This window comes from Flavivirga aquimarina (assembly GCF_030540835.1).
GTDB classification, from domain to species: Bacteria; Bacteroidota; Bacteroidia; order Flavobacteriales; family Flavobacteriaceae; genus Flavivirga; species Flavivirga aquimarina.
Genome location: NZ_JAUOEK010000045.1, coordinates 21168 through 46068, shown reverse-complemented (window position 1 = coordinate 46068; position 24901 = coordinate 21168). Strand labels below are relative to the sequence as shown.

Annotated in this window: 20 protein-coding genes; 17 read left to right on the top strand and 3 right to left on the bottom strand. The window is 32.7% G+C overall.

Annotated elements, in window-relative coordinates; translation table 11 throughout:
* Positions 1 to 181: 181 nt before the first annotated feature.
* Together Q4Q35_RS02490 and Q4Q35_RS02485 are read right to left on the bottom strand one after the other, a co-directional pair.
* The gene (locus Q4Q35_RS02490; RefSeq protein ID WP_303276344.1) at positions 182 to 463 is read right to left on the bottom strand and encodes a type II toxin-antitoxin system RelE/ParE family toxin; all 282 of its coding nucleotides are present in this window, start codon (positions 461 to 463) and stop codon (positions 182 to 184) included.
* Entirely contained in the window at positions 453 to 695 is a 243-nt protein-coding gene (locus tag Q4Q35_RS02485; protein ID WP_303276343.1) for an addiction module protein, read from the bottom strand. The genes Q4Q35_RS02490 and Q4Q35_RS02485 overlap by 11 nt, the downstream gene beginning before the upstream one ends.
* 263 nt (positions 696 to 958) lie before the next feature.
* On the opposite strand from Q4Q35_RS02485, the gene Q4Q35_RS02480 reads away from it, so the two are divergent.
* The 5 genes from Q4Q35_RS02480 (at position 959) to Q4Q35_RS02460 (ending at position 9026) form a co-directional block, all read left to right on the top strand.
* A complete protein-coding gene (locus tag Q4Q35_RS02480; protein WP_303276342.1) occupies positions 959 to 3253 on the top strand; it encodes an FdhF/YdeP family oxidoreductase in 2295 nt (764 codons plus the stop codon).
* Between the two features lie 157 nt (positions 3254 to 3410).
* The gene (gene nirB, locus Q4Q35_RS02475) at positions 3411 to 5924 is read left to right on the top strand and encodes a nitrite reductase large subunit NirB (protein WP_303276341.1); all 2514 of its coding nucleotides are present in this window, start codon (positions 3411 to 3413) and stop codon (positions 5922 to 5924) included.
* 304 nt (positions 5925 to 6228) lie between these two features.
* Positions 6229 to 6606 carry a nitrite reductase small subunit NirD gene (gene nirD / locus Q4Q35_RS02470; protein WP_303276340.1) on the top strand — a complete coding sequence of 126 codons (378 nt, stop codon included), beginning with the start codon at positions 6229 to 6231 and terminating at the stop codon, positions 6604 to 6606.
* 14 nt (positions 6607 to 6620) lie between these two features.
* Positions 6621 to 7208: a DUF4202 domain-containing protein gene (locus Q4Q35_RS02465; RefSeq protein WP_303276339.1), complete on the top strand. Its 588-nt coding sequence runs from the start codon at positions 6621 to 6623 to the stop codon at positions 7206 to 7208.
* Between the two features lie 12 nt (positions 7209 to 7220).
* On the top strand, positions 7221 to 9026 hold the full coding sequence (locus Q4Q35_RS02460) for a sensor histidine kinase (RefSeq protein WP_303276338.1): 1806 nt from the start codon (positions 7221 to 7223) through the stop codon (positions 9024 to 9026).
* 87 nt (positions 9027 to 9113) lie between these two features.
* On the opposite strand, the gene Q4Q35_RS02455 is transcribed toward Q4Q35_RS02460, so the two are convergent.
* Entirely contained in the window at positions 9114 to 9413 is a 300-nt protein-coding gene (locus tag Q4Q35_RS02455) for a GIY-YIG nuclease family protein (protein ID WP_303276337.1), read from the bottom strand.
* Between the two features lie 272 nt (positions 9414 to 9685).
* Here Q4Q35_RS02455 and Q4Q35_RS02450 point away from each other — a divergent pair, with 272 nt between their 5' ends.
* The 12 genes from Q4Q35_RS02450 (at position 9686) to Q4Q35_RS02395 (ending at position 24766) form a co-directional block, all read left to right on the top strand.
* Positions 9686 to 10066, top strand: coding sequence for a RidA family protein (locus tag Q4Q35_RS02450; protein ID WP_303276336.1), 381 nt, complete (start codon positions 9686 to 9688; stop codon positions 10064 to 10066).
* Between the two features lie 60 nt (positions 10067 to 10126).
* Positions 10127 to 10786 (top strand): response regulator transcription factor, encoded by a 660-nt coding sequence (locus tag Q4Q35_RS02445; protein ID WP_303276335.1) that lies wholly within the window; start codon positions 10127 to 10129, stop codon positions 10784 to 10786.
* 463 nt (positions 10787 to 11249) lie between these two features.
* On the top strand, positions 11250 to 12677 hold the full coding sequence (locus tag Q4Q35_RS02440) for an MFS transporter (RefSeq protein WP_303276334.1): 1428 nt from the start codon (positions 11250 to 11252) through the stop codon (positions 12675 to 12677).
* A gap of 125 nt (positions 12678 to 12802) precedes the next feature.
* Positions 12803 to 16324: a nitrate reductase gene (locus tag Q4Q35_RS02435; RefSeq protein ID WP_303276333.1), complete on the top strand. Its 3522-nt coding sequence runs from the start codon at positions 12803 to 12805 to the stop codon at positions 16322 to 16324.
* 1 nt (position 16325) lies between these two features.
* Positions 16326 to 17756 carry a rubredoxin gene (locus Q4Q35_RS02430; protein WP_303276332.1) on the top strand — a complete coding sequence of 477 codons (1431 nt, stop codon included), beginning with the start codon at positions 16326 to 16328 and terminating at the stop codon, positions 17754 to 17756.
* A gap of 204 nt (positions 17757 to 17960) precedes the next feature.
* Positions 17961 to 18374 (top strand): response regulator, encoded by a 414-nt coding sequence (locus Q4Q35_RS02425; RefSeq protein ID WP_303276331.1) that lies wholly within the window; start codon positions 17961 to 17963, stop codon positions 18372 to 18374.
* Positions 18375 to 18409: 35 nt separating this feature from the next.
* A complete protein-coding gene (locus Q4Q35_RS02420) occupies positions 18410 to 18949 on the top strand; it encodes a heme NO-binding domain-containing protein (RefSeq protein ID WP_303276330.1) in 540 nt (179 codons plus the stop codon).
* Complete coding sequence (locus Q4Q35_RS02415) at positions 18949 to 21051, top strand: PAS domain S-box protein (protein WP_303276329.1); 2103 nt, start codon at positions 18949 to 18951, stop codon at positions 21049 to 21051. Before Q4Q35_RS02420 ends, Q4Q35_RS02415 begins: the two co-directional genes overlap by 1 nt.
* A gap of 489 nt (positions 21052 to 21540) precedes the next feature.
* On the top strand, positions 21541 to 22674 hold the full coding sequence (locus Q4Q35_RS02410) for an FIST signal transduction protein (protein ID WP_303276328.1): 1134 nt from the start codon (positions 21541 to 21543) through the stop codon (positions 22672 to 22674).
* Complete coding sequence (locus Q4Q35_RS02405; protein WP_303276327.1) at positions 22674 to 23723, top strand: sensor histidine kinase; 1050 nt, start codon at positions 22674 to 22676, stop codon at positions 23721 to 23723. The genes Q4Q35_RS02410 and Q4Q35_RS02405 overlap by 1 nt, the downstream gene beginning before the upstream one ends.
* A 2-nt stretch (positions 23724 to 23725) precedes the next feature.
* Positions 23726 to 24043: an Hpt domain-containing protein gene (locus tag Q4Q35_RS02400; RefSeq protein ID WP_303276326.1), complete on the top strand. Its 318-nt coding sequence runs from the start codon at positions 23726 to 23728 to the stop codon at positions 24041 to 24043.
* Between the two features lie 9 nt (positions 24044 to 24052).
* Positions 24053 to 24766 (top strand): LytR/AlgR family response regulator transcription factor, encoded by a 714-nt coding sequence (locus Q4Q35_RS02395; RefSeq protein WP_303276325.1) that lies wholly within the window; start codon positions 24053 to 24055, stop codon positions 24764 to 24766.
* Positions 24767 to 24901: the final 135 nt, after the last annotated feature.

The following is a 24901-nucleotide window of genomic DNA, read 5'->3' as shown; positions in this document are numbered from 1 at the left end:
AATTAATAATAATTATACATACACTTCATTTATTTTATATATAATGAGCGCATCCCCAGTTTGTAGCTGGTGGATGGTCTAGTACTTTTTTGATAAAGTTAATTATTCGGTCTTAAAATTAAAAAAACATGGCGAGGTACTCAACACAGTCAAGTAGTAAGCTTTAGCTTAGTAAAGTTGTTTATTTTCTAGGTTTTCTACTCGTATGCAAAATAGCATGCACATAGACTGTGTCTTTTTCTACAGTATAATGAACGCCATAATTGAACTTATAGGTATATCTGATTCTAATATTGCGATACTTTTTTTGGAAATATTCTGGATTAGTAGTTATTTCATCAAAAACCTCATTAAATTCTTGAAATAATCTACTACCCAAACCTGCAAGTTGCTCCTCATACCATTCTAAAACTTCAACTAATTCTAACTCTGCCTCAGGTTTAATAATCAATTTATGAGGCATACTTCTGTGCTAAATCAGATTTTATAGCATCCCAGCTTCTCCCAGCAGTAGGATTGGCTTTATGACTTGCTAGACGCTCATCTAATAAATCCTTAATCTCTTGAGTAAGTATAGGTTCATTATCTTTAAATATTTCTTTATTTAAAAATTGCTCTATCTTATCCAGCTTCTCTTCACTCATTAAATTGGTTAAGCGTTCTATTAATCGGTATTTTCTAGCTGCTAAATCCATAATTATTGGGTTTATATAACAAATATAGCAATTTTTAAGCCTAAAGTAATGCAATATATTACTGTAACAGATGAAATCTTTCCGCTACATTCCGTAATTTCTATAAATACTCCATTTTATAAAGCTTTTAAACTAGTATTATCTAGTCCTTAGCCCCTCTCTAGCGCTTCTTTATAACGAGTGCTAATAATATCTAAAATACCAAAGCTATTTTTAAAAACCTTAATTTTACAAGTAATAGAAATTGAACATGGCATAGTTTTATGAGCGCATCCCCCATAGATAAAGCAAACACACCAGAAGAATTCACAAGTATAAAAATCACAGAACCGGCAAAAAACTCTGGAGGTTTTAAAGCTTTGAAATCTGCAATCACACATGCTTCAAAGTATATGAAACCTGCTGATGCAATTAAAATATCCACTAAAATAAATCAAAAAGGAGGCTTTGATTGTCCGGGTTGTGCATGGCCAGATCCTGACGATGAGCGTTCATCATTAGGAGAATACTGCGAAAATGGGATGAAAGCTATGTCGGAAGAAATGCAGAATATAACTATTGGAACTGAGTTTTTTGCAAAACACTCCGTAGAAGCACTCGCTAAGTTATCCGATTTCGAAATTGGCAAATCAGGACGCCTTTCCGAACCTATGTTTTTAGCAGAAGGTGCATCACATTACCAACCCATATCATGGGAAGCTGCTTTTAAAAAAGTTGGATCACATTTAAATGCATTAGATCATCCAGATGAAGCTGTTTTTTACACTTCAGGAAGAACTACCAATGAAGCCGCATTTTTGTACCAGTTGTTTGTTCGTGAATTCGGAACAGCCAACCTCCCAGATTGCTCTAACATGTGTCATGAAGCAAGTGGTAAAGCACTTTCCGAAACATTAGGCATAGGAAAAGGTTCGGTAACATTAGATGATTTGTACAAAGCAGAATTAGTTATGGTGATAGGTCAGAATCCAGGGACCAATCATCCGAGAATGCTAACCGCACTAGAAAAGTGTAAAAAGAATGGCGGTAAAATTATAGCTATTAATCCATTACCAGAAGCAGGACTTATTAAGTTTACCAATCCTCAAAACCCTATTAAATTATTAACCGGAGGCACCAAGATAGCCGATGTGTTTGTACCTATTAACATTAATGGCGATGTCGCTTTTGTAAAAGCCTTATTGCTCAAATTATTAGAGAAAGAGGAGTTAGAAGGTCATGTATTCGATAAAGACTTTATCAATGCCCATACAAGCGGTTACGATGCTTTTATATCAGATTTAAAACAATTTAATTTTGATGCGTGTTTAACCTCGTCTGGTGTGTCCAAAACAACTTTTGATGATGTTTTCGATCTGGTTTTAAACAATAAAAAGATTATCATTTGTTGGGCTATGGGGCTTACACAACATGAAAATGCCGTGGATAATATTCGGGAACTCGTTAACCTGTTATTGCTAAAAGGGAGTATAGGAAAAGAAGGAGCAGGTACCTGCCCAGTTCGGGGACACTCCAATGTACAAGGAGACAGAACAGTAGGAATATGGGAAGCAGCACCACAAGCTTTTTTAGATAAAATTGAAAATAAGTACGGTTTTAAGCCCACTACAAAACATGGCTATTCGGTAATCGATGCCATTAAAGCCATGTACGAGAAAAAAGCCAAAGTATTTTTTGGATTGGGAGGCAATTTTATATCGGCGGTTCCAGATACAAACTATTCAGCACAAGCATTAGCCAATTGTAACTTAACAGTACATGTAAGTACCAAGTTAAATCGATCCCATTTAGTAACAGGTAAAGAAGCTTTAATATTACCCTGTTTGGGGCGGGCTGAAAAAGACTATCAAAAAACAGGCATTCAAACCCAAAGTGTCGAAAATTCTATGGGGATAGTATCATCAACAAAAGGCTTTTTAAAACCTTGTTCAGATAAACTGCTAAGCGAAGTTGCAGTGGTTTGTAACATAGCACATGCCACTATAAAAGAACGCTCAAAAATCAATTGGCTTCAATATAAAGATGATTATAATTTGGTACGTGATGATATTCAGGAAGTTGTAGAAGGATTTCAAGATTATAACAAAAGACTTAAGACCCCATCAGGCTTTTATTTACCTAATGGAGCTAGGGTGCGACAATTTAAAACAAAGACAGGAAAAGCAAATTTCACTTTGAATAAATTACCAGAATGGAAGCTTAAAAATAATGAGTTGGTTATGATGACCATACGTAGTCATGATCAATTTAACACAACGATTTACGGATTAAACGACCGCTACCGTGGTGTTTTTAACGAACGCCGTATTATTTTTATGAATAAAGAGGATATGAAAGAGCAAAACCTGAAAGAACAACAAATAGTTAATTTAAAGTCTGAATATAACGGAACACTTAGAGTTGCAAATAATTTTAAGGTTATTGGTTACGACATACCAAAGCGTTGTTGTGCTACATATTTCCCAGAAACAAATGTATTGGTGCCTTTAGATAGTTTTGCACATACGGCAAAAACACCAGCCTCTAAAAGTGTTAAAATCACATTAGAGAAAGTTTAAGATTTTACTAAAACAACCACCTTAATTTTCTTAATAAGCAATAATTGATATGCCAATTTGAGAAATTGCTAATAATAGGCTTTTTACTTAAAATTCTTAGTAAAATACTTATTAAAATACGTATAAATACTTAGTTTTGTTTTTAAATACGTAATTTATGCAACATATTATTGTAGTTGGAAACGGCATGGTTGGTTACAAATTTTGTGAAAAATTTGTGGATAAACCTGAATTTAAAGATTTTAAAATTACAGTTTTTGGAGAAGAACCAAGACCAGCTTATGATAGAGTTCACTTAAGTGAATTCTTTGAAAATCAGGATGCAAAGGCTTTAGAAATGGCTCCGGCAGAATGGTATGCAGAACACGGTATAGATTTGGTTGTTAGCGAACGTGTTGCAGATATTAACAGAACTTCTAAAACGATTACCACAGCTAAAGACAGAGAGTTTTCATACGATTATTTAGTTTTAGCTACAGGTTCGGCACCTTTTGTTCCACCAATTAAAGGTGTTGAAAAAGAAGGTGTATTTGTATACAGAACGATTGAAGATTTAGAAGGCATGCTTGCTTATGCAGCAAAACTTAAAGCCAAAAAACCTAATGCCAGAGCTGCAGTTCTAGGTGGCGGATTGTTAGGCTTAGAAGCAGGAAAAGCAGTTCTTGATATGGGGTTAGAACCACATATAGTAGAGTTTGCCTCGAAATTAATGCCGAGACAATTGGATTCCAGAAGTAGTCAAGTATTAAAATTAAAACTTGAAACTATTGGTTTAAATATTCATTTAAGCAAAGCAACAAACCAAATTTTAGGTAATGGAGCTATAGAAGGTATGGAGTTTGGAGAAGACGATATACTGGATGTCGATATGCTTATTGTCTCTGCAGGTATTAGACCCAGAGATGAATTAGGAAAAAATTGTGGACTGGAAGTTGGTGTACGTGGCGGTATAGTGGTCGATAATAAAATGAAAACATCTGATGAGCATATTTTTGCAATCGGTGAGATTGCACTTTACAATCAGATGATTTACGGATTGGTAGCTCCCGGTTACGATATGGCTGCTGTAGCTGTTGACCAAATTATAGGGGAAACAGAAACAGTAATGCCAGGAGAGATAGATATGTCTACCAAATTAAAATTAATAGGAGTAGATGTGGCCAGTTTTGGAGAACCATTTATGCCGGCATCAAAAGGGCATTCCATAATATTTGAAAATAAAACGCAACACTTATACAAAAGAATTAATGTTAGTCACGATGGTAAAGAATTACTGGGTGGTATTTTAGTAGGAGATGCTTCAGACTATAATATGTTGCATCAAATGTTTTTAAATGGCATGTCAATTCCAGAGGATCCATCACAATTAATTTTACCAGTAAGTGAAGGCGGTGCATCTTTTGGAAGTGTTTTAGATTTGCCAGATACAGCACAAGTTTGCTCTTGTGAGAGTGTTACCAAAGGTGATATTTGCTGTTCAATTACCGAAGGCGATTGTAATAATTTAGGCGATGTCGTTGCAAAAACCAAAGCAACATCAGGCTGTGGTGGTTGTAAACCGATGGTGGTAGATTTGGTTAACGAAACCCTTAAATCTTTAGGGAAAGAAGTTAAAGAAACCATTTGCGAGCATTTTAACTTTAATAGACAGGAACTTTATGATTTGATAAAGATTAATAAAGTAGCCGATTATGATGAAACCCTTAATTTATTTGGAGAAGGACATGGTTGCGAAATTTGTAAACCTTTAGTGGCTTCCATTTTCGCTACTATTACCATGGAAACAGCAAATCGTCAACCTACGATACAAGATACAAACGATAGATTTTTAGCAAATATTCAACGTAACGGAACCTATTCTGTAGTGCCAAGAGTTGCAGGTGGAGAAATTACACCAGATCAATTGATCGTTATAGGTGAGGTTGCTAAAAAGTACGATTTATATACTAAAATTACAGGTGGACAACGTATTGATTTATTCGGAGCTCAAATCCATGAATTACCATTAATATGGAAAGAACTTATAGATGCTGGTTTTGAAAGTGGACATGCTTACGGTAAATCACTTAGAACAGTTAAAAGTTGTGTAGGTTCTACATGGTGTCGTTACGGTATGCACGAAAGTGTAACCTTTGCTATTGAAATTGAAAATAGATATAGAGGTTTACGTTCACCTCATAAACTAAAAGGAGGTGTTTCCGGATGCATTAGAGAATGTGCAGAGGCTAGAGGAAAAGATTTTGGATTAATAGCTGTTGAAGGCGGGTGGAATCTATATGTATGTGGTAATGGAGGAGCAACACCAAAACACGCTATATTACTTGCCGAGCAATTAGATGATGAAACAGCAATAAAATACTTAGACAGGTTTTTAATGTATTACATACGTACAGCCGGGCCTTTGGTAAGAACAGCACCTTGGTTAGATAAACTTGAAGGAGGAATAGATTACCTAAAACAGGTTGTGATTGAAGATTCCTTGGGAATTGTTGAAGATTTGGAAAAAGAAATGCAAGGTTTGGTAAATAAATATGAATGCGAGTGGAAACAAGCTATTGAAAACCCAGAGATTAAAAAACGTTTTAAGCATTTTGTTAATTCTGATGATACAGATGATAACTTGGTGTTCGTGCCAATGCGTGGCCAAAAAATGCCAAAAGCTTGGAGTTAAATAGTTAGAAGTTGGGAGTTAGAAGTATGAAGTTTGAAGTGTTATTTCTGAATAAGCTGATAACTGCTACCTGAACACTGAATACTGGAAATTGAACACTAACAATAGCAAGTTAGCCCGCGTTAGGGATTGCAGTGGAAATCCTTTTTTGTGTCGCCCTGAGCGCAGTCGAAGGGTTAAACACAAAAAAGATTGAAACGAAAAGCCCGACCTTTTGCGATCCTGCAAGGTTTTATTTTAACCTGGCAGGTATGAGTAAAAGGTAACGCCCAAATAAAAAATAAATTGATTTAAATTTTAAAATATGCAAGATATACTTAGTCAATATAAAACGGTTACAGAAGATGCTGTAAAAGAATGGTTTAGAGTGGGTGAAACTTCTGATTTTCCTGAGAATAGTGGAGCATGCATTAAGTATAAAACCAAGCAAATAGCAGTTTATAATTTTGCAAGAGCAGGTAAGTGGTATGCTACGCAAAATTTGTGTCCACATAAAATGGAAATGGTACTATCTTTAGGTATGATTGGAGATAAAGATGATATCCCAAAAGTGGCCTGTCCTATGCATAAAAAGAATTTCTCTTTAGAAGATGGTTCCAATCTAGCTGGAGAAGACTTAAAAATAGCAACCTATCCCGTTAAAATTGAAGATGGAAATGTGTATATTGGCTTTTCAGATTAATATGTACACATTTTATGAAACCAACTCGATTTGAAACAGCTATAGCATTAATAGATAAAGCAAACACAGAAGATATAAATACTTATCAGGTTTTTGGGATAGACTACCCAAAAGAACTATTGTATTCGCAACGTATGACACGTAAGCTATTACAATTTGAACCTAATGCATCGAGGGCATTACAAATAGCAGCCAGAGCACAGCATATTTGTAGATGGAAAATTGCCAGAGACGAGTACCCAATGGATCGGGTAGGATACTTAAAATGGCGAGAAACCTTAAAAAAGATGCATGCCGAATTAACAGCAGATATTTTAAAACAAGTAGGGTACGATGCAGAGTATATTGATAGAGTTACCTTATTAATTAATAAAAAATTTATTAAGAAAAATGAAGAATCCCAGATGTTGGAAGATACAGTATGTCTGGTTTTTCTAGATTATTATTTTGAAGAGTTCGCTGCCAAGCACCCCGATGAGAAGGTTATTGATATTTTACAAAAAACGTGGAAAAAAATGTCAGCAAAAGGACATGAAGCGGCACTACAATTAAATTTTTCTGATAAAAATCTTTCTTTAATAAAGCAGGCTTTGGAAGGCTAGCAGTTAGTAGCAATGGTAAGAAATCGGACTTCATTAGATCAAAGTACTTTTGAACGATTACGTCGTTTATATATCATTGCACTTAGTACCATCGCATTATCAGTTATAGTAAGCCAAATACTTATTCGTAAACATCTTAACGATCAGGAAAGTGATTCCAGAGTGATTAATATTGCTGGTAGACAGCGTATGTTAAGTCAGAAATTGACAAAGGAAATTTTTTCAATTTCCATAGAAAATAATCACCAAAAGCAAATTGAGTTAAAAAATAAATTTAAAAAAACACTTCAACTTTGGGAGTTGTCTCACTATGCGTTGCAAGAAGGCAGCGATAGCCTCAGATTACCGGGGAATAATAGCGATGTTATTTTAAATAAGTTTAAAGACATTAATTTGCCTTTCAACGCTATAAGTACAGCGTCTTCTTCCGTTATAAAAAAGATTGAAAGTACTTCGAATTCAACATTTACAGAAGAACTAAAGACTATTCAAGAAAACGAAGGTGCTTTTTTGCAACAAATGGATCAAATTGTAAACCAATTTGATTTAGAGGCAGAAGAAAAAGTAGATTGGTTACGTAATTTAGAAATGGTTTTAATGACCATAACTTTATTGCTTTTATTAGGAGAATTCCTCTTTATATTTTGGCCAACAGCTAAAACAGTAAAAAATAGTCTCACCGAGTTATTAGAGGCAGAGAAGAAAGCAAAAAAAATGGCTTTTGATGCCGATGTTTTAAGTGATGCGAAAGAAAAATCGATTAAAGAACTTAGAGCCTTAAGCCATGCCATAGATGAAACGTTGTTTTTTGCCCGTATTACACCTAATGGGGTTATTACACATATGGGGAAGAAGTTTTCTCGTTTGTTTAAGTTTAGCAAGTTTACTACAAATGCACTTTTCTCAAAAGTGATATCCATTCATGAAAACGAACAAACTGTTATAGATGACATTGTTTCCAATCATAAAAAAACAGGTTGGCAAGGTGAAGTAAAGGCAACAACAAAAGACCAGATAGGGGTATGGTTGGAAATGTCGATTATCCCTTTTACTCTGACCGACGATAAATCGGAATTGTTAATTATAGCATCAGATATCACATCAAAAAAAGCTGGACAGATAGAAATAGAGCGGTTAACGCAAGCCAGTTTTGAAGAGAAAATGAATCAACAAAAAACCATTTCCAGTAAGATTATCGAAAATCAGGAAAAGGAACAAAACCGAATAGCTAAAGATGTACATGATGGTATAGGACAAATGCTCACAGGTTTAAAGTATAATCTTGAAAGTATAGATATTAAAGATATAGATAAAACCGCTATAAAAATAGAGCATTTAAAGGAGTTGACTTCCAATATTATAAAAGGTGTAAGAACAGCGACTTTTAATTTAACACCTCCAGAATTAGCAGATTACGGCATAGTACCAGCAATCACAAAGCTTACACAAGAGCTGTCTAAACTTACAGGAAAAGATATTGTGTTTTATAATAAAACAGATTTTACAGATAGGTTGGATTCGCTGGCAGAAATAAATATATACAGAATTGTACAGGAAGCGATTAACAATGCCATAAAATATGCAGATTCCAGTCATATTTTGGTGTCCCTGTCGCATAGTAAAGATATACTTAGTATTGTTGTTGATGATGATGGTAAAGGCTTCGATCCCGCTAAGATTAAAAATGTAAAAAATGGAGAAGGAGGTATGGGGATGACTTTTATGAAAGAGAGAATTAAATATATAGATGGCAGACTTTTTCTTAATTCTGAAAAAGATAAAGGAACACGAGTAACATTGAATATTCCTTTGGTTTAGATAGTCATGTCGAAATGACTTGAGTGCTAAATTTATATTTCGTTGTCATGTCGAACATAGAGAGACATCACATAATATTCTAAATTACTAGAATACTTGATTATTTAAAGTCTCCCATTTGGGGTTAAAATCAGATATTAACTTATTCTTCTTTTCTCGCCTCCATTTTTTCAATTCTTTTTCTCTGGAAATACCAGGTTTAGGATAATCAAAGGTTTCATAGTAAACCAGATAAACACAGCCATATTTACCTGCAAACGACTTTTTGGCATTTTGACTATCAAAGTAATGCTGAGATAATCTGTTTTGAATATTATTAGTAAAACCAATATATAAAGTGGTTCTATATTTATTTGCTGTTATATAGACAAAGAATTTATGTTGCATTTAATAAATATAGTGAATATTTGTAATTATAAGATTTATCTTACTTTTTGATAATAGCTAACCTAATTTTAAATGATATGGGAATAGTCATATCGAAATGAGGTACGATTGAGATATCACATTGTAAAAGTAATATAGATCCTTATAATTGTGTTATGTGATTTCTCTCCCGAAGTTATCGGGATCGAAATGACTTTGGAATGTAAAATTAATATCTTTGGTGGGCATATTGATGCATAAAAACACATTTAACAAACAAAAGCTCTCTAACAATGAAAAGAAAACTAATAAGCTCAGGTTCAACATTTGAAGAAAAAATAGGCTATTCCAGAGCAGTAGTACAAGGTAATTGGATATTTGTATCAGGAACAACAGGTTATGATTATGAAACCATGACCATTAGTGATGATATAGTCGAGCAGACCGAACAGTGTTTAAAGAACATAAAAAAAACTCTGGAAGAGGCAGATGCTAGTTTGTCAGATGTTGTTAGAGTTACTTATATTTTACCTGACGCTAAAAAGTTTGAACAATGTTGGCCGGTTTTAAAAAAATATTTTGGAAAAATTAAACCAGCGGCGACTATGTTTTCAGGAGGCTTGGCAGATGAAAACATGAAAATTGAAATTCAGGTAACAGCCCTTAGAGAATGATAAATAAGTATAATTACGTAATAATTTATTATTTTTGTCATACTTATTTAAATTAGTAAAATGGATACTATAAAAATAGTCTTAGCAGATGATCATGAGTTGGTAAGAGATGGGATCAAAGCACTTTTAGAAGACGAGCAGGGGATAGAAGTTATAGCAGAAGCATCTAATGGAAAAGAAGCCTTAGAAATTTTAGAAGAGACCAATCCGAATTTACTAATTGTAGACATAAGAATGCCGGAAATTAACGGTATAGAGGTGGTTACTCAAGTTTCAAAAAAACATAAAAACGTAAGGACTTTGGTGTTGTCTATGCATGATTCCGAAGAATATGTCGTTAAAGCCATTCAGGCGGGTGCAGATGGTTATTTACTAAAAGGAGCCAGTAAAGATGAATTTTTAAAGGCGTTGACTAAAGTAGCATCGGGCGATAAGTATTTTGCTGGTGATGTGTCTGCCATTATCGTTAACAATTTTGTAAATGGTAATGTTGAAAGTACCTCTAAAAAAGCTTCAGTAGCAGACCCGTTTCATCTTACCAAAAGAGAAAAACAAATACTTGGTTTAGTCTTGCAACTTAAAAATAATAAAGACATAGCAGAAGAACTTAGTATTAGCAGAAGAACAGCCGAAGTACATCGTTTTAATTTGATGAAAAAACTAGAGGTAAAAAATATTATGGAACTTAGTAATAAGGCTAAGGAATATAACCTCGTTTAGTTTGCAACTAATTTCTCGACTTCATAGAAAAACTAAAAAAACACATTTTATACCAGTTCTGATTTAGAATGACTCAAATAAAAAGCAGCTATTTTTTGTTTAGGCAAAAAAGAAAATGCAGTCATAGCCTTAGTTACGACTACATTTTATTTTGAAGTATAAGCGAAAAAGAGCAAATTTTAATAGGTCATTCTAGGTCGGAAATGGTATTAGAGTAGCAACAGCTATAGAGAAATAAAAAGTCAAGACTTAAGATGAAGGGTAAGTGATCGTTGACTAAAAGTTTGGACTACTTCCAATTATTTAAAGCTTAATTTTCTGTTCAATTCTTCCTCTTTTTTACCAAATCCTCAAAATCCCTATTCCATAATTATCAATCTGATATTTTTTTTGAAATTACGTATTTTTACGTTTTAAAATTAAGTATAATTACTTAATTTTGTACGTATAAAAGTACTTAATTATGGACACTAAAACACAAACTAAATCTACCACATTAAACTTATTAAACCTTAAAAACGTTTCTATACGTACATTTTGGATCACAGCTATATCATTTTTCATGTGTTTTTTTGCATGGTTTGGTATCGTACCGTTTATGCCAGATGTTGTTAAAGATTTAGGCTTAACGCCAGATCAAAAATGGAATTCAATAATTCTAGCAGTTTCAGGAACTGTATTTGCTCGTTTACTTATTGGAAAATTATGTGATAAATATGGACCGAGATTATGCTACACCTGGTTACTTATGTTAGGAGCTATTCCTGTTATACTTTGCGGATTAGTACAAACACCAATGCAATTTTTAATATGCAGGTTGTTTATTGGGTTTATAGGAGCATCGTTTGTAATTACTCAAGTACACACCTCTTTAATGTTTGCACCAAATATTGTTGGTACAGCAAATGCAACCTCGGCTGGTTGGGGTAACCTTGGTGGAGGTGCCAATCGTTTAGGAATGCCTTTAATTGCTGCGGCAGTTGTTGGATTTGGAGTGGCTGAGGCAGAAGCATGGAGATATTCTATGGTTATTGCAGGTGTCATTTGTTTCTCAATGGGAATTGTATATTACTTTTTTACACAAGATACTCCAAAAGGAAATTTTAAAGATTTAAGAGCATCTGGAATTGAAATTGAAAAAAAGAAAGACCAGGTTGGTTTCGGAACCGTTTTAAAAGATTATAGAACTTGGATCCTATTTATAGTATATGCCGCTTGTTTTGGAATTGAGTTAACAGTTTATGGTACTATGGATGATTATTTACAAAATACCTTTCAACTAGAGAGGGTGACTGCGGGTAATATCGTTTTATCATTTGCTTTAATGAATATTTTTGCGCGTACCCTAGGTGGCTTTTTTGGAGATAAATTCGGGAAGTTAAAAGGGCTTAGAGGCCGTGTACTATTCTTGTCTGCTATTTTAGCAGTACAAGGTTGTATGTTAATGACTTTTTCAACAACAACCAGTATTATAGTTGGAATATTATTTTTAATCCTATTTAGTTTATCAGTTCAAATGGCAGAAGGCGCAACATTTTCTGTTGTTCCTTTTATAAATAAAAAAGCAATAGGGTCTGTTTCAGGTATAGTTGGAGCGGGAGGAAATGTAGGGGCATTTTTAGCAGCTATGCTATTAAAATCTCAGTCGGCAACCGCCGAAAAAGCAGCCATAGCAGAAAATACAGGATTGGGTGAAGAAGCTATAAAAGTAGCCCAATCGGCAGCAGCATCTACAGCGGTTTCAAGTGGTTATTTTATAATTGGGGCTATAGTAGTTATTACTGCAGTAGTATCGTTAGCTATTCGTTTTTCATCTGAAGACGAAAAAGTAGCCAAAATGGACACAAATGCTTCAAAAGAGGATTTAATTCCTGTTAAAGTAAAAAGCTAATTTTAGATACTGATTTTTATTAAATTTCAAATAAAAAGTACCTTTTTTAAGGTATTCAGAATAATGAAGTTAGCATTTGTTTTCTGTAAATAAAATGTATTATTTAGTGTAAAATGTTAGTCTGAATGATTAAAAACGAAATAAAAACAACATGTTCTTATTGTGGTGTAGGCTGCGGAATTATTGTTAAAAAAGATAACAATAATAAAGTTTTGGTCGAGGGCGATGAAGATCACCCAGTTAATAAAGGCATGTTATGTTCTAAAGGGATGAATTTGCATTATGTAGCAAATGATACTTCAGATAGAATCTTATACCCAGAAATGCGTTGGAGTCGTTCACACCCAAGAGAACGAGTTAGTTGGGATGATGCCTTAGATAGAGCAGCTAGCGTTTTTAAATCTATTATTAAAAAACACGGACCAGATAGTGTTGGGTTTTATGTGTCCGGTCAAAGTTTAACAGAAGAATATTATATAGCCAACAAGCTTACAAAAGGCTTTATAGGTACCAATAACATCGACACCAATTCTCGTTTATGTATGAGCTCTGCTGTTGTGGGCTATAAAAAAACATTCGGAGAAGATAGTGTACCAATTTCTTATGAAGATATTGAATTAGCAGATACATTTTTAATAACCGGAGCAAACCCGGCTTGGTGTCATCCCATTCTTTTTAGACGTATAGAAAAGCATAAAGAAGAAAATCCGGATACTCAAATTATAGTAGTAGACCCAAGAAAAACAGATACTGCAAACTTTGCAGATTTACATTTACAATTACTACCAGGTACCGATGTAATACTGTATAACGCTATTGGTAGATGTTTATATAAACGTGGATTAATTGACGAAAGTTTTATTAAAAAACATACAGAAGGTTTTCAGGATTATAAAGATTTAATTTTTAAAACTTCTTTAAAAGAAGCCTCAAAAATATGTGGAGTTTCTGAGAAAGACATAAGAAAAGCAGCCGATATTATAGGGCTTTCAAAAGGCTTTATAAGTATGTGGGCTATGGGGCTTAACCAAAGTGTGGTTGGTACCGATAAGAATGTAGCTCTCTTAAACTTATCGTTAATTACAGGTCAGGTTGGAAAACCAGGATCGGGGCCTTTTTCGCTTACAGGACAACCCAATGCGATGGGAGGTAGAGAAGTAGGAGGTATGGCCAATCTATTAGCGGTTCATAAAGATTTGATGAATGAAGAACATAGGCGAGAAGTAGCCCAATTTTGGGGAGTTGATAGAATATCTCCAAAACCAGGTTTTACCGCTACCGAAATGTTTGATGCACTTGATAGTGGAAAATTAAAAGCCGTTTGGATTGTTTGTACTAACCCATTGGTTAGTATGCCAAATACACATCGTATTGAAAAGGCCATGAAAAACTCTAAGTTTGTTGTGGTTCAGGATATTTCGCATAAATCAGATACTCTAGAGTATGCAGATTTGGTATTACCAGCGGCAGGCTGGTTAGAAAAGGAAGGTACTATGACAAATTCTGAACGAAGAATATCATACTTACCAAAAGAAATTGATGCTCCCGGAGAAGCAAGACCAGATGTAGATATACTTTGTGATTTTGCACAGCGTATGGGCTTTAGAGGCTTTAATTATAATAGTGCAGAAGAGATTTATAGTGAATATACATCAATGACTAAAGGCACTAATATTGATGTATCTTTTTTAAATTACGATAGACTAAAAAATGAAGGTACGTTTCAGTGGCCAGTACCAGAACATAGACACTCTGGGACAAAACGACTTTTCCAAGATAAAAAGTTTTACACGCCTTCAGGAAAAGCGATATTTAATTTACCCACACATATAAAAAACACTTCAATTCAGCCAAATGGCGATTACCCTTTAATCCTTACAACAGGAAGAGTACGCGATCAATGGCATACCATGACAAAAACGGGTAAAGTATCCCGTTTAAAAACACATTACCCAACACCAGTTTTAGAAATTAATCCGGTTGATGCTTACTTATATAAGGTCAAGGACGGTGCTATTACGGAGATTAAAAGTGAAAATGGTATAGTTCGTGTTAGGGCCAAGGTTACCGATGCTATTAAGAAAGGTGTGGTGTTTTTACCGATGCATTGGGGTAAACAACTTCAAAGTGATTTAAACAGGGCTAACAATTTAACCAATACACTTGTAGATCCTATCTCTAAAGAACCGGATTTTAAATTTACCAAAGTTTCTGTTTCAAAATATAAAAAGGTTAACGAAAAAATTATTATCGTTGGAGCAGGAGCAGCATCGTTTAGGTTCATTCAAAATTATAGGGATTACAACGAAAAAGATGAAATTCATGTGTTCTCAAAAGAGCCCAACTTATTTTATAATCGCGTTTTATTACCAGAATATGTTACCGAAGAACTATCATGGGAGCAATTACTTAAAATAAAGCAAACAGAACTAGATAAGTTAAACATTGTTTTACATCCGGAAAACTCTATTTCTAAAATAGACAAGGAAAATAAAATTGCTACCGATAAAAATGGTGTTCAGCATACATTTGATAAATTAATCATGGCTACAGGAAGCCGTGCATTTATTCCAAAAGATGTACAAATAGATCTTCCGGGCAGGTTTACCATGCGGAATAAAAACGATGCCGATAAGTTTAAAAAATATCTAGATGCAACAGGTTTACCACCAGAAGAACAGCATGTAGTCATTGTTGGTGGTGGTTTATTGGGATTAGAGTTGGCAGCAGCCATGAAGCACAAAAATGTAAAAATCACCATAGTACAACGTGCTTCAAGATTAATGGAACGCCAATTAGATAAAATTTCGAGTAAATTATTGGCATTAGATGTACAGGAACGTGGTATTCAAATTTATTTTGATAATGAAGTTAGTACGGTGTTTAATGATGAAGATACAGGCGAATTAAATATCAATTTGAAGAGTGGTAAACTCATCACAGCCAATGCTATTGTTTATGCCATAGGAACCATTCCTAACATTGAAATAGCAAAAGAAAATGGTATAGATTGTAGTAGAGGCGTTAAGGTAAATCAGCATTTACAATCCTCACATCCCGATATTTTTGCTATAGGTGAGATTGCAGAGTATAATAATCAATTATTCGGAATTACATCAGCAGCAGAAGAGCAAGCAGGTATTTTAGCTAATTTTATAGCAGGTGATATAAGTTGTGCTTACAACGGATCTGTACTCATGAATATTTTAAAGTTTAACGACCTTAATTTATGTAGTATAGGAGATATTGAAGTTCCGGAAAATGACCATAGTTACGAGGAAGTTATTTTTACAGATATATCTAAACGCTACTATAAAAAATGTATCGTAAAAGACGACTTACTTATAGGCGCGGTTTTAATGGGCGATAAAAATGAATTCGCAGAATTTAAAACCATGATTGAAAGTAAAATTGAAATGGCCGATAAGCGAAATACATTACTTCGTGGTTCATCAAACGATACACCGGTTTTAGGTAAATTAGTGTGCTCGTGTAGTCAAGTAGGCGAAGGGAACATTGAAGAAGCCATAGCAAAAGGTTGTACAGATTTTACCGAATTGTGTAATAAAACCGGAGCAGGTTTAGGTTGCGGAAGTTGTAAAACTGAAGTTAGGGAAATACTTCTAAATTCAAAAGTACTAGCATAATATGGACGAACGATATAGATTAAGAATAAGCGGAGGTGTATTATCGCCGGGAGAATTAAAATATATTTGTGAAGCTGCAGAAAAATTGGGCTTAGACGCTATTTCTTTTGGTTCTAGACAAGATATTATTTTTCCAGAAAAAATTGATGACACTAAGTTTGAACAATTTAATAAAATTCAATTTGTAAAACCAAAAAGAGATGGTGTAGAGAATATAGCATCGTCGTATGTTTCGGCAGAAATTTTACCGAGTACCTCATGGTTAACAAGTGACAAATATTTGTATGTTTTAGAGCAGTTTAAACGTAGTCCGAAGCTAAGAATTAATGTTATAGACCCTAAGCAACGTTTAGTTCCTTTATTTACAGGGAATGTGAATTTTATTGCTTCAGAACATGAAGATTATTGGTATTTGTACTTGAGATTACCAGGTTGGAAAAACACAGAAATGTATCCTGCTTTAATTTACAGTTGGGATATGGATAAAATTGAGCTGGCCATTGAAAATATTTTAATAGAAGAACCAGAAAATATTGAAACAGTTTTCGATTTAGTAAGTGACGCTGTAGATACCAATAACAGAACCGTAGATAAGCCTTTAGAAGTGCCTTTTTACCCTTTTCCGTACTATGAAGGTATGAACCGTATAGGCCCAGATCGATACTGGTTGGGACTATATTGGAGAAACAACAGATACGATATACCCTTTTTAAAAGCCATGTGCGATTTATGCTCGGAAAATAAAATTGGTAAAATATCAATTACCCCATGGAAATCCTTTATAGTTAAAGGAATACCGCTACATTCAAAATTAATATGGGAAAAGTTTTTAGGTAAATTCGGTATAAACGTGCGCCATTCTATGCTTGAAATGAATTGGCATGTGCCAGTGAATGATAAAGAAGCATTGAGCTTAAAAAAGTATTTAGTTACCAATTTCGACCAAAACGATATTAGTACTTATGGCTTAACGTTTGGTATTACAAGTTACGATAGCGATACCTATAATTTTACTTCCATTGTGGTCGAAAAAAACAGACAGCCTGAAGCTATTGGTGATTTTAAAATTAGAGATACTTACAATTTATTATACGCCAAAAACTTCGACCCTAATACAAGAGAGTATATCATGCATGTTCAGGATGTTGATAAGGTCGAATTACCGGGCTTATTAATGGAACTTAGTCAGTTGTATTTTGAACAATTAGGAACAGAACGCGAAGAGGAAACTACTGGTATTATTAATAAAGAAGCCGCTGAAGAAGAAGTATATCAATGTTCTGAGTGTTTAACCATATACAATGAAGCATATGGAGATATTACTCAAAATATAGTTCCTAATACACCTTTTGATAGTCTTTCTGAAACTTACGAATGTTCACTTTGCGAAGCACCAAAAAGTAGTTTCGAAAAGAAAGTTTTGGTTAAATAATTTATTAGTTGTTAAACAGTAGAACATTATATTAAAAGCTGAAATTAGCAGTATCTTATCTTTATTTGAAATTTTTTCCAGCAAACATCAAAAACCATTCGTCTACACTTAATTACCATTCGTCTACACTTATTTTTAGTCAAACGAAATCAAAAAATATAATTTACGACATTGTTCTATCTTTCGGATATAAATCTGAGAGACATGAAAACTAATTTAAATATTCTTCTTATAGAAGATGATATGATAGAGGTGATGAAATTAAATAGAGCAATTTCATCGCTACAATTGACACATAAAATTACCGAAGCCAATAATGGTGAAGAAGCACTTAAGGTTTTAGAATTAAAAGATAGGCTACCTGATATTATTTTATTAGATTTAAATATGCCTAAGATTAATGGTATAGAATTCTTATCTATTTTAAAAAATGATGAAAGGATGAAGTATATACCAACAATAATCCTAACAACTTCTAGCAATCAAAAAGATTTATTAGAATGTTATAAAATTGGTATAGCCGGTTATATTTTAAAACCTTTAAAATATGAAGATTATATAACGAAGATTGAAAAACTACTCGATTATTGGAGTATTAACGAATTAATAAAAGCTTAAACAAAGTCCATTAGATAATATATTAAAGTATAAATATGAAAGGTATTGTTTTTACAGAGTTTTTAGATTTAGTTGAACAAAAGTTTGGACTGGAAATGGTTGATGACATTATTAATCAATCCGATTTAGAATCCGGTGGCATTTATACAGCAGTAGGAACTTACAAGTTTTCAGAAATGTTACAACTACTTCAACATTTAAGCGCCAATACCAGTATATCAATTGATGATTTGTTATTAATTTATGCTGAGCATTTTTTTAGTGTTTTAAAAGAAAGTTACCCTGGGCTTTTAGATACATATAAAGATCCTATAGAGATGTTATCGTCCATAGAAAACCATATACATGTAGAGGTAAGAAAGATATACCCAGATGCTGAATTACCAACCTTTGATGTTATTGAAAAAACAGAAAATTCGCTTGTCATGATTTATAAATCAAGTAGAGCGATGCATCATTTTGGTTTGGGGTTAATGAATAAAACATTTGAGCATTTTAATTCTAAAGCAACAATTAAGATTGAAAAAATAAGAGAGGACGGAACAGAAGTTATGTTTATTATTAATAAAAACTAATGATTAAAAGCGGCATTAATATAATAGAACGTGCACTTGCCCGAGAGAAAGCAGCTAGAAAACAGGCTGAGAAAATCTTGGAAGATAAGTCTTTGCAACTTTATAACCTTACAGAGGAATTAAAAGGTGCAAACGGTCAATTAGAACAGCTTTTAGAAGAAAAAACATCAGAACTTGAAGGTGTTTTCGAAAATATTAATGATGCTTATATAATAATAGACTTAAATGGTAATGCCTTAAAAATGAATGATATTGCCATAGATCTTTTTGAGTATGACCTCAATAAAGAAAGATTCAATATTGTAGATGTTATATACAAACCAGATGCTAAATATGCATTTAAGTCGTTTGGAAAATTACAAGAAAAAGGTGTTTTTACAGACTATACAGCCCGAATTATAACAAAGACTAAAGTTGTTAAATGGGTGCATATTAATGCCAGTGTTATCTATAATAAATTAAAAATGCCCGTTGGAGCACAAGGTATAATAAGAGACATAACAGAGTCTAAGCGTACCGCAGAACTTATAGAAGAACAAAAGAAAGAATTAGATGTTATAGTAGAAAACTCATCTTTAGGTATCGTACTAATTAAAGATGATAATATAGTTAGGACAAATGAAGCCATACAAAAATTATTAGGTTATACAGAAGAAGAACTGTCCAAACTAACTATTAAAGATATTTCTTTTAAAGAAGATTTCTCTGAGTCTAAAGCGTATTTAAAGAAAATGAACTCTGGTGAAATAGAAGATTTTGCCATATCTAAACGATATAAAAAGAAAGATGGCTCTGTACTTTGGACCAAGACCAATGTAAATGCAGTGAGGTATAAATCGGGAAAAATCAGATTTCATGTAGCACTTATCGAGGATGTTACTTCCGAACGAGAAAATTCATTGATTATAGACATGATCAACGATGTTGCCAAAGCCATACTTGGTAAAATGGATATTCATGAATTGGCCTTGGAAATAACTAATAAAATAGCCAAATATTTAAATACAGATAGATGCAGTATTTATTTAGTAGACCAGAAGAGTGATATTCTGGAGCAAATCGCAACTTATGGTAAAAAGACAAATAATAATAATAAAGTTACATTTTCTAAAGGAGAAGGCGTTGTAGGATCGGTCGCAAAAACCGGAAAAGCAGAAATAGTTAATAATACAGAGTTAGACGATAGGTATGTTGTTAAAGATAAAAAAGGACTATCAAAAATTGCAGTGCCTATTATTAGTGATGGACATGTCATTGGCGTTATAGATTCCGAATACAATAAGAAAAACTATTATTCAAAAGAACATTTACACACACTTCATAGTATTGCAAATTTAGTAGTTATGCAACTTAAAAGTGCGATCAATTTAAGAGAGCGACAAAAGGCAGAGTCCAGAAATAAAGATCTTTTAAATGAATTAGAAAAAAGTAATGAAGAGCTTCAAGAATATGCACATATTGTATCCCATGATTTAAAATCACCATTACGTAGTATCAATGCATTGGTTAGTTGGATTAAAGAAGATACTAAGGGGAAATTAGATGAAACCAGTTTACAAAATTTTGAATTAATAGAATCCACTTTGGAAAAAATGGAACAGCTTATTTCAGATGTCCTATTATATTCGAGTGTTGGAGCAGATACGAATGAAGAACAAACCACAGATTTAAATGTACTTTTAGAAGATTTAAAACAAATATTGTTTGTACCAGAACATATTACTGTTAAAATATTAAATCCATTGCCTACAGTTTACGGAGACAAGGTCAAACTCCAACAATTATTTCAAAATTTAATTAGTAATGCCGTAAAATTTAATGATAAAGAAAAAGGGCTTATTGAAATAGATGTTATAGAACAAAAATCATATTATCAATTTTCAATAAAAGATAATGGGATTGGCATAGAAAAAGAATACCACGATAAAATCTTCAAAATATTTCAGTCGCTTAATGTAAATAAGGAATCTACAGGAGTTGGTTTGTCCATAGTTAAAAAAATTGTCGATTTATACCAAGGAAGTATTTGGGTAGACAGTGTTCCAGGTAAAGAAACAACCTTTTATTTTACACTATACAAAAGTAAAACGGGCACCAAGTAATCGTTATTCCTTTTTATTCATATAGTTATAGTTGTTATTCTGGCAATTATTAAACGTACTTCATTTGTGTTTACCAGTTAACAATTAGTGTAAATGTTTAAACTACAGCTATTCTTAATAAGTCCTAAAACCTTCATATTAATTTTTGTAAGTAAAATCTTATTTGTATTTATTGTTTTCAAGTAAATATTAGAATATAAAGGCAAAAAACATAAAGATTTAAAATTACTAGTTTATTATTAATTTGTGTTATTTAATTTATTGATAATCAATAAATTAAAATATATTTTCTTTTTATATTAGTAAGTATTGACATTACTTTAAAGAAATTTTTTCCTACATTTTTTAGAAAATATTAAAAAAAGTATTACATTCGTTGAAGTGTTTAAAAAACGTGATGAAATGCACTTATGTTTATTGCAATATTAAAATAACAACGAAATTAAGTACAATTTTTTATAAAAAAGTAATAATAAAAAGGAAATAGGTATGAAAATAATACAATTAAAAAAGCATAAAAATCAAGAGTGGCAATATCTTAGTGAGAAGCTAGATTTAGCGAACCCTTTAGTTTTAATTTTCGGAAACCGTTTTATGTTAGAAGAACCTACAGTATTTGATGAAATTAGAGATTTATTTCCTGATGGTCATTTAGTATTTGGATCTACAAGTGGAGACATTACAGGAGAATCTGTAGATGACAATTGCATAACCATTACTGCAATAGAATTTGAAAAAAGCCATTTTTTAATAAAAACAAGTAATATTTTAACTTCAGATTTGGATAGTTTTAAAACTGGAAACGAGCTTATTAAACAGTTTCCGACTGAAGATTTAAAATTTGTTTTTGTAGTTTCTGAAGGCAGTTTTGTTAATGGAAGCGAGCTTACTAAAGGGATGGGTTCTGCAACTAGTGAGAACCTTTTAATAACAGGAGGATTATGTGGAGATGCTGCACGTTTTGAAAAAACAGTTGCATCGTATAACGAAAATCCGAAATCTGGCGAAATAGTAGCTATTGGTTTTTATGGAGAAACAATTGAAGCATCATTTTCTATTTATGGTGGTTGGACCCCTTTTGGACCAGAGCGTGTTGTTACAAAATCTAAGTCTAATGTATTGTATGAACTAGACAACCAACCGGCATTAGATTTATATAAAAAATATTTGGGAGATAAGTCTAAAGATCTACCAGCAGCAGCATTATTATACCCTTTAAATGTAAAAGCTACAGATGGAAAAGAATCAATAGTACGTACTATTTTAAATATAAATGAAGAAGATAATACAATGATTCTGGCCGGAGATATTTCAGAAAATGATAAAGTGCAATTAATGATGACTAATGTAGATAATATTGCAAATGCATCAGAACGCGCTGCAAGACAAGCTTTAGAGTTTAGAAAGACCAAACCAGAATTAGCTCTGTTAGTAAGTTGTATTGGTAGAAAACTGGTGCTGGACCAACGTGTTGAGGAAGAAGTAGAAGAGGTTATAGAAGTTATAGGTAAGAACACAACCATATCTGGTTTTTATTCTTATGGAGAAATAGCACCTTTTCATGGGTATGTTTCATGTCAATTACATAATCAAACAATGGCGATAACTTTAATAAGTGAATAATGAATACACTACTTAAAAGACAAATTCGTAAATATTTAAACGAAAACCAGGTAAGTGAAATAGAACTGGATGGTTTTGTTGATGCTATAAATAAATCGTACAATAATTTCGATGAACAGTTTATTATGCTCCAACGATCCATGACTATTAGCTCAGAGGAATTGTTTCAAGCCAATAGAAAACTGCAACAAGAATCGGAAGCACAACAAGATGTGATTAATAAACTTAAAAGTGTTATCGATACACTCAAGTTTTATGATTTAGAAGGAGGCAATGGTACAGATAATTCAGAATTTGATGGTTTAAAATTGGTGGAATTTATAGATAATCAAACCAAAGAGATTGTAGAAATAAACAAACAAAGAGAAAAACTCTTGGAAGAGTTGGCATATCAAAATCAGGAATTAAGTGATTATGCACATATGGTATCTCACGATTTAAAATCCCCGCTACGTAGTATTGATGCATTAACAACATGGTTAAAGGGAGATTATGAAGACCAACTGGACGAACAAGGAAAAGGGAATTTAGAGTTAATAAGAAGTAATGTAGAAAAGATGGATGCTTTAATAAGTGGTATTTTAGAGTATTCGACTATTGGAAAAACTCAAATTGAAATTTATGATGTAGATTTAAATGTTATACTTAAAGATGTATTAAGTATTATTACTTTGCCAGAAGGTTTTGTAATTGATATAGGCAAATTACCTACAGTTAGAGGAGATAAGTACAGGTTACAGCAATTATTCCAAAACTTTATCGATAATGCTATTAAGTACAATGACAAAGAAAAGGGTAGAATAAAAGTTGAAGCTCTTGAATTGGAAGAGTATTGGCAGTTTAGCATAGAAGATAATGGAAAAGGAATAGAAGAGAGTTATCACAAAAAAATATTTAAAACCTTTGAAAAGCTGGAAAATGACCATGCAGATTCAACAGGGATTGGCTTATCCATAGTAAAGAAAATTATAGATCTGTTTAAAGGCAAAATTTGGGTTGAATCTGAAGTTGGAAAAGGTACTACGTTTTATTTCACAATAAAAAAGTAAATATGGAACAGCCCAATTTTTCATATATAGATACACTTTCTGGAGAAGATGAAGCTTTTAAAAATAAGCTAATTGGTATTATTAAAACAGAGTTTCCAAATGAAAAAGACGTATACCTACAAAACATAGCAGCTAACAATTTTAAAAAAGCTTCAGAAAATGTACACAAACTTAAACATAAAATTACTATTTTAGGGCTTGAAGAAAGTTATAAAATAGCCACAGATTACGAAAACAATTTAAAAGAGAATAAAGATTTAGGCAAAGAAGACTTTCAGAATATATTAAAAGTTATAACAGACTTTTTAGCGACCATATAATATTACTTCATGAACTGTATCATTATAGATGACGAAGCTACGGCTAGAACGATTATAGCACAATTGTGTTCAAATCTGCCCAGTTTGAATGTTTTGGAAGAATTTCCTAATGCTATTCTAGCTATGAAATATTTAAATCAAAATGATGTCGATTTAATTTTTTTAGATATTCATATGCCGGATTTTACCGGGTTTGATTTTATTCAAAGTTTAAAAAATCCACCAAAAATTATATTAACAACTTCCGATTCTAAATTTGCTATAGAAGCATTTGAGTATGATTGTATTGTAGATTATTTAATAAAGCCTATAAGATTGCCCCGTTTTGAAAAGGCAATTCAGAAAGCAGAATTGACCAAGGTAAAGCAAACTACAAATAATACATCACCAAAAGCAGTTGAAACAGATTCAGGTAATGATTTGTATATCAATATTGACAGACGCTTAATAAAGTTAGATATATCAAGTATATATCTAGTTGAAGCCAAAGGAGATTACATTCATGTAAAAACCGAAAACCAAAATTATACGGTGCATTCTACATTAAAAAAAATAGAAGAAAAACTACCAGACAGTCTTTTTTTAAAAGTACATCGATCTTACATAATTAACACCAAAAAAATTATAGATATAGAAGATAACAGTGTACTTATTAAAAAAGACGTTATTCCAGTAAGCCGTTCAAATAGACCGGAATTAATGAAGCGCTTGAATTTACTTTAAGTATTAAGCATCAGGTTTTATCAATAATTAGTTATAATGAGTTATCCTTGAACTCGATAGTGATAACATTATAAGATGACTCTATAACTGATCGATAGGAACCCGTTTAAAATATTAAACGAACTTAAAACCCCA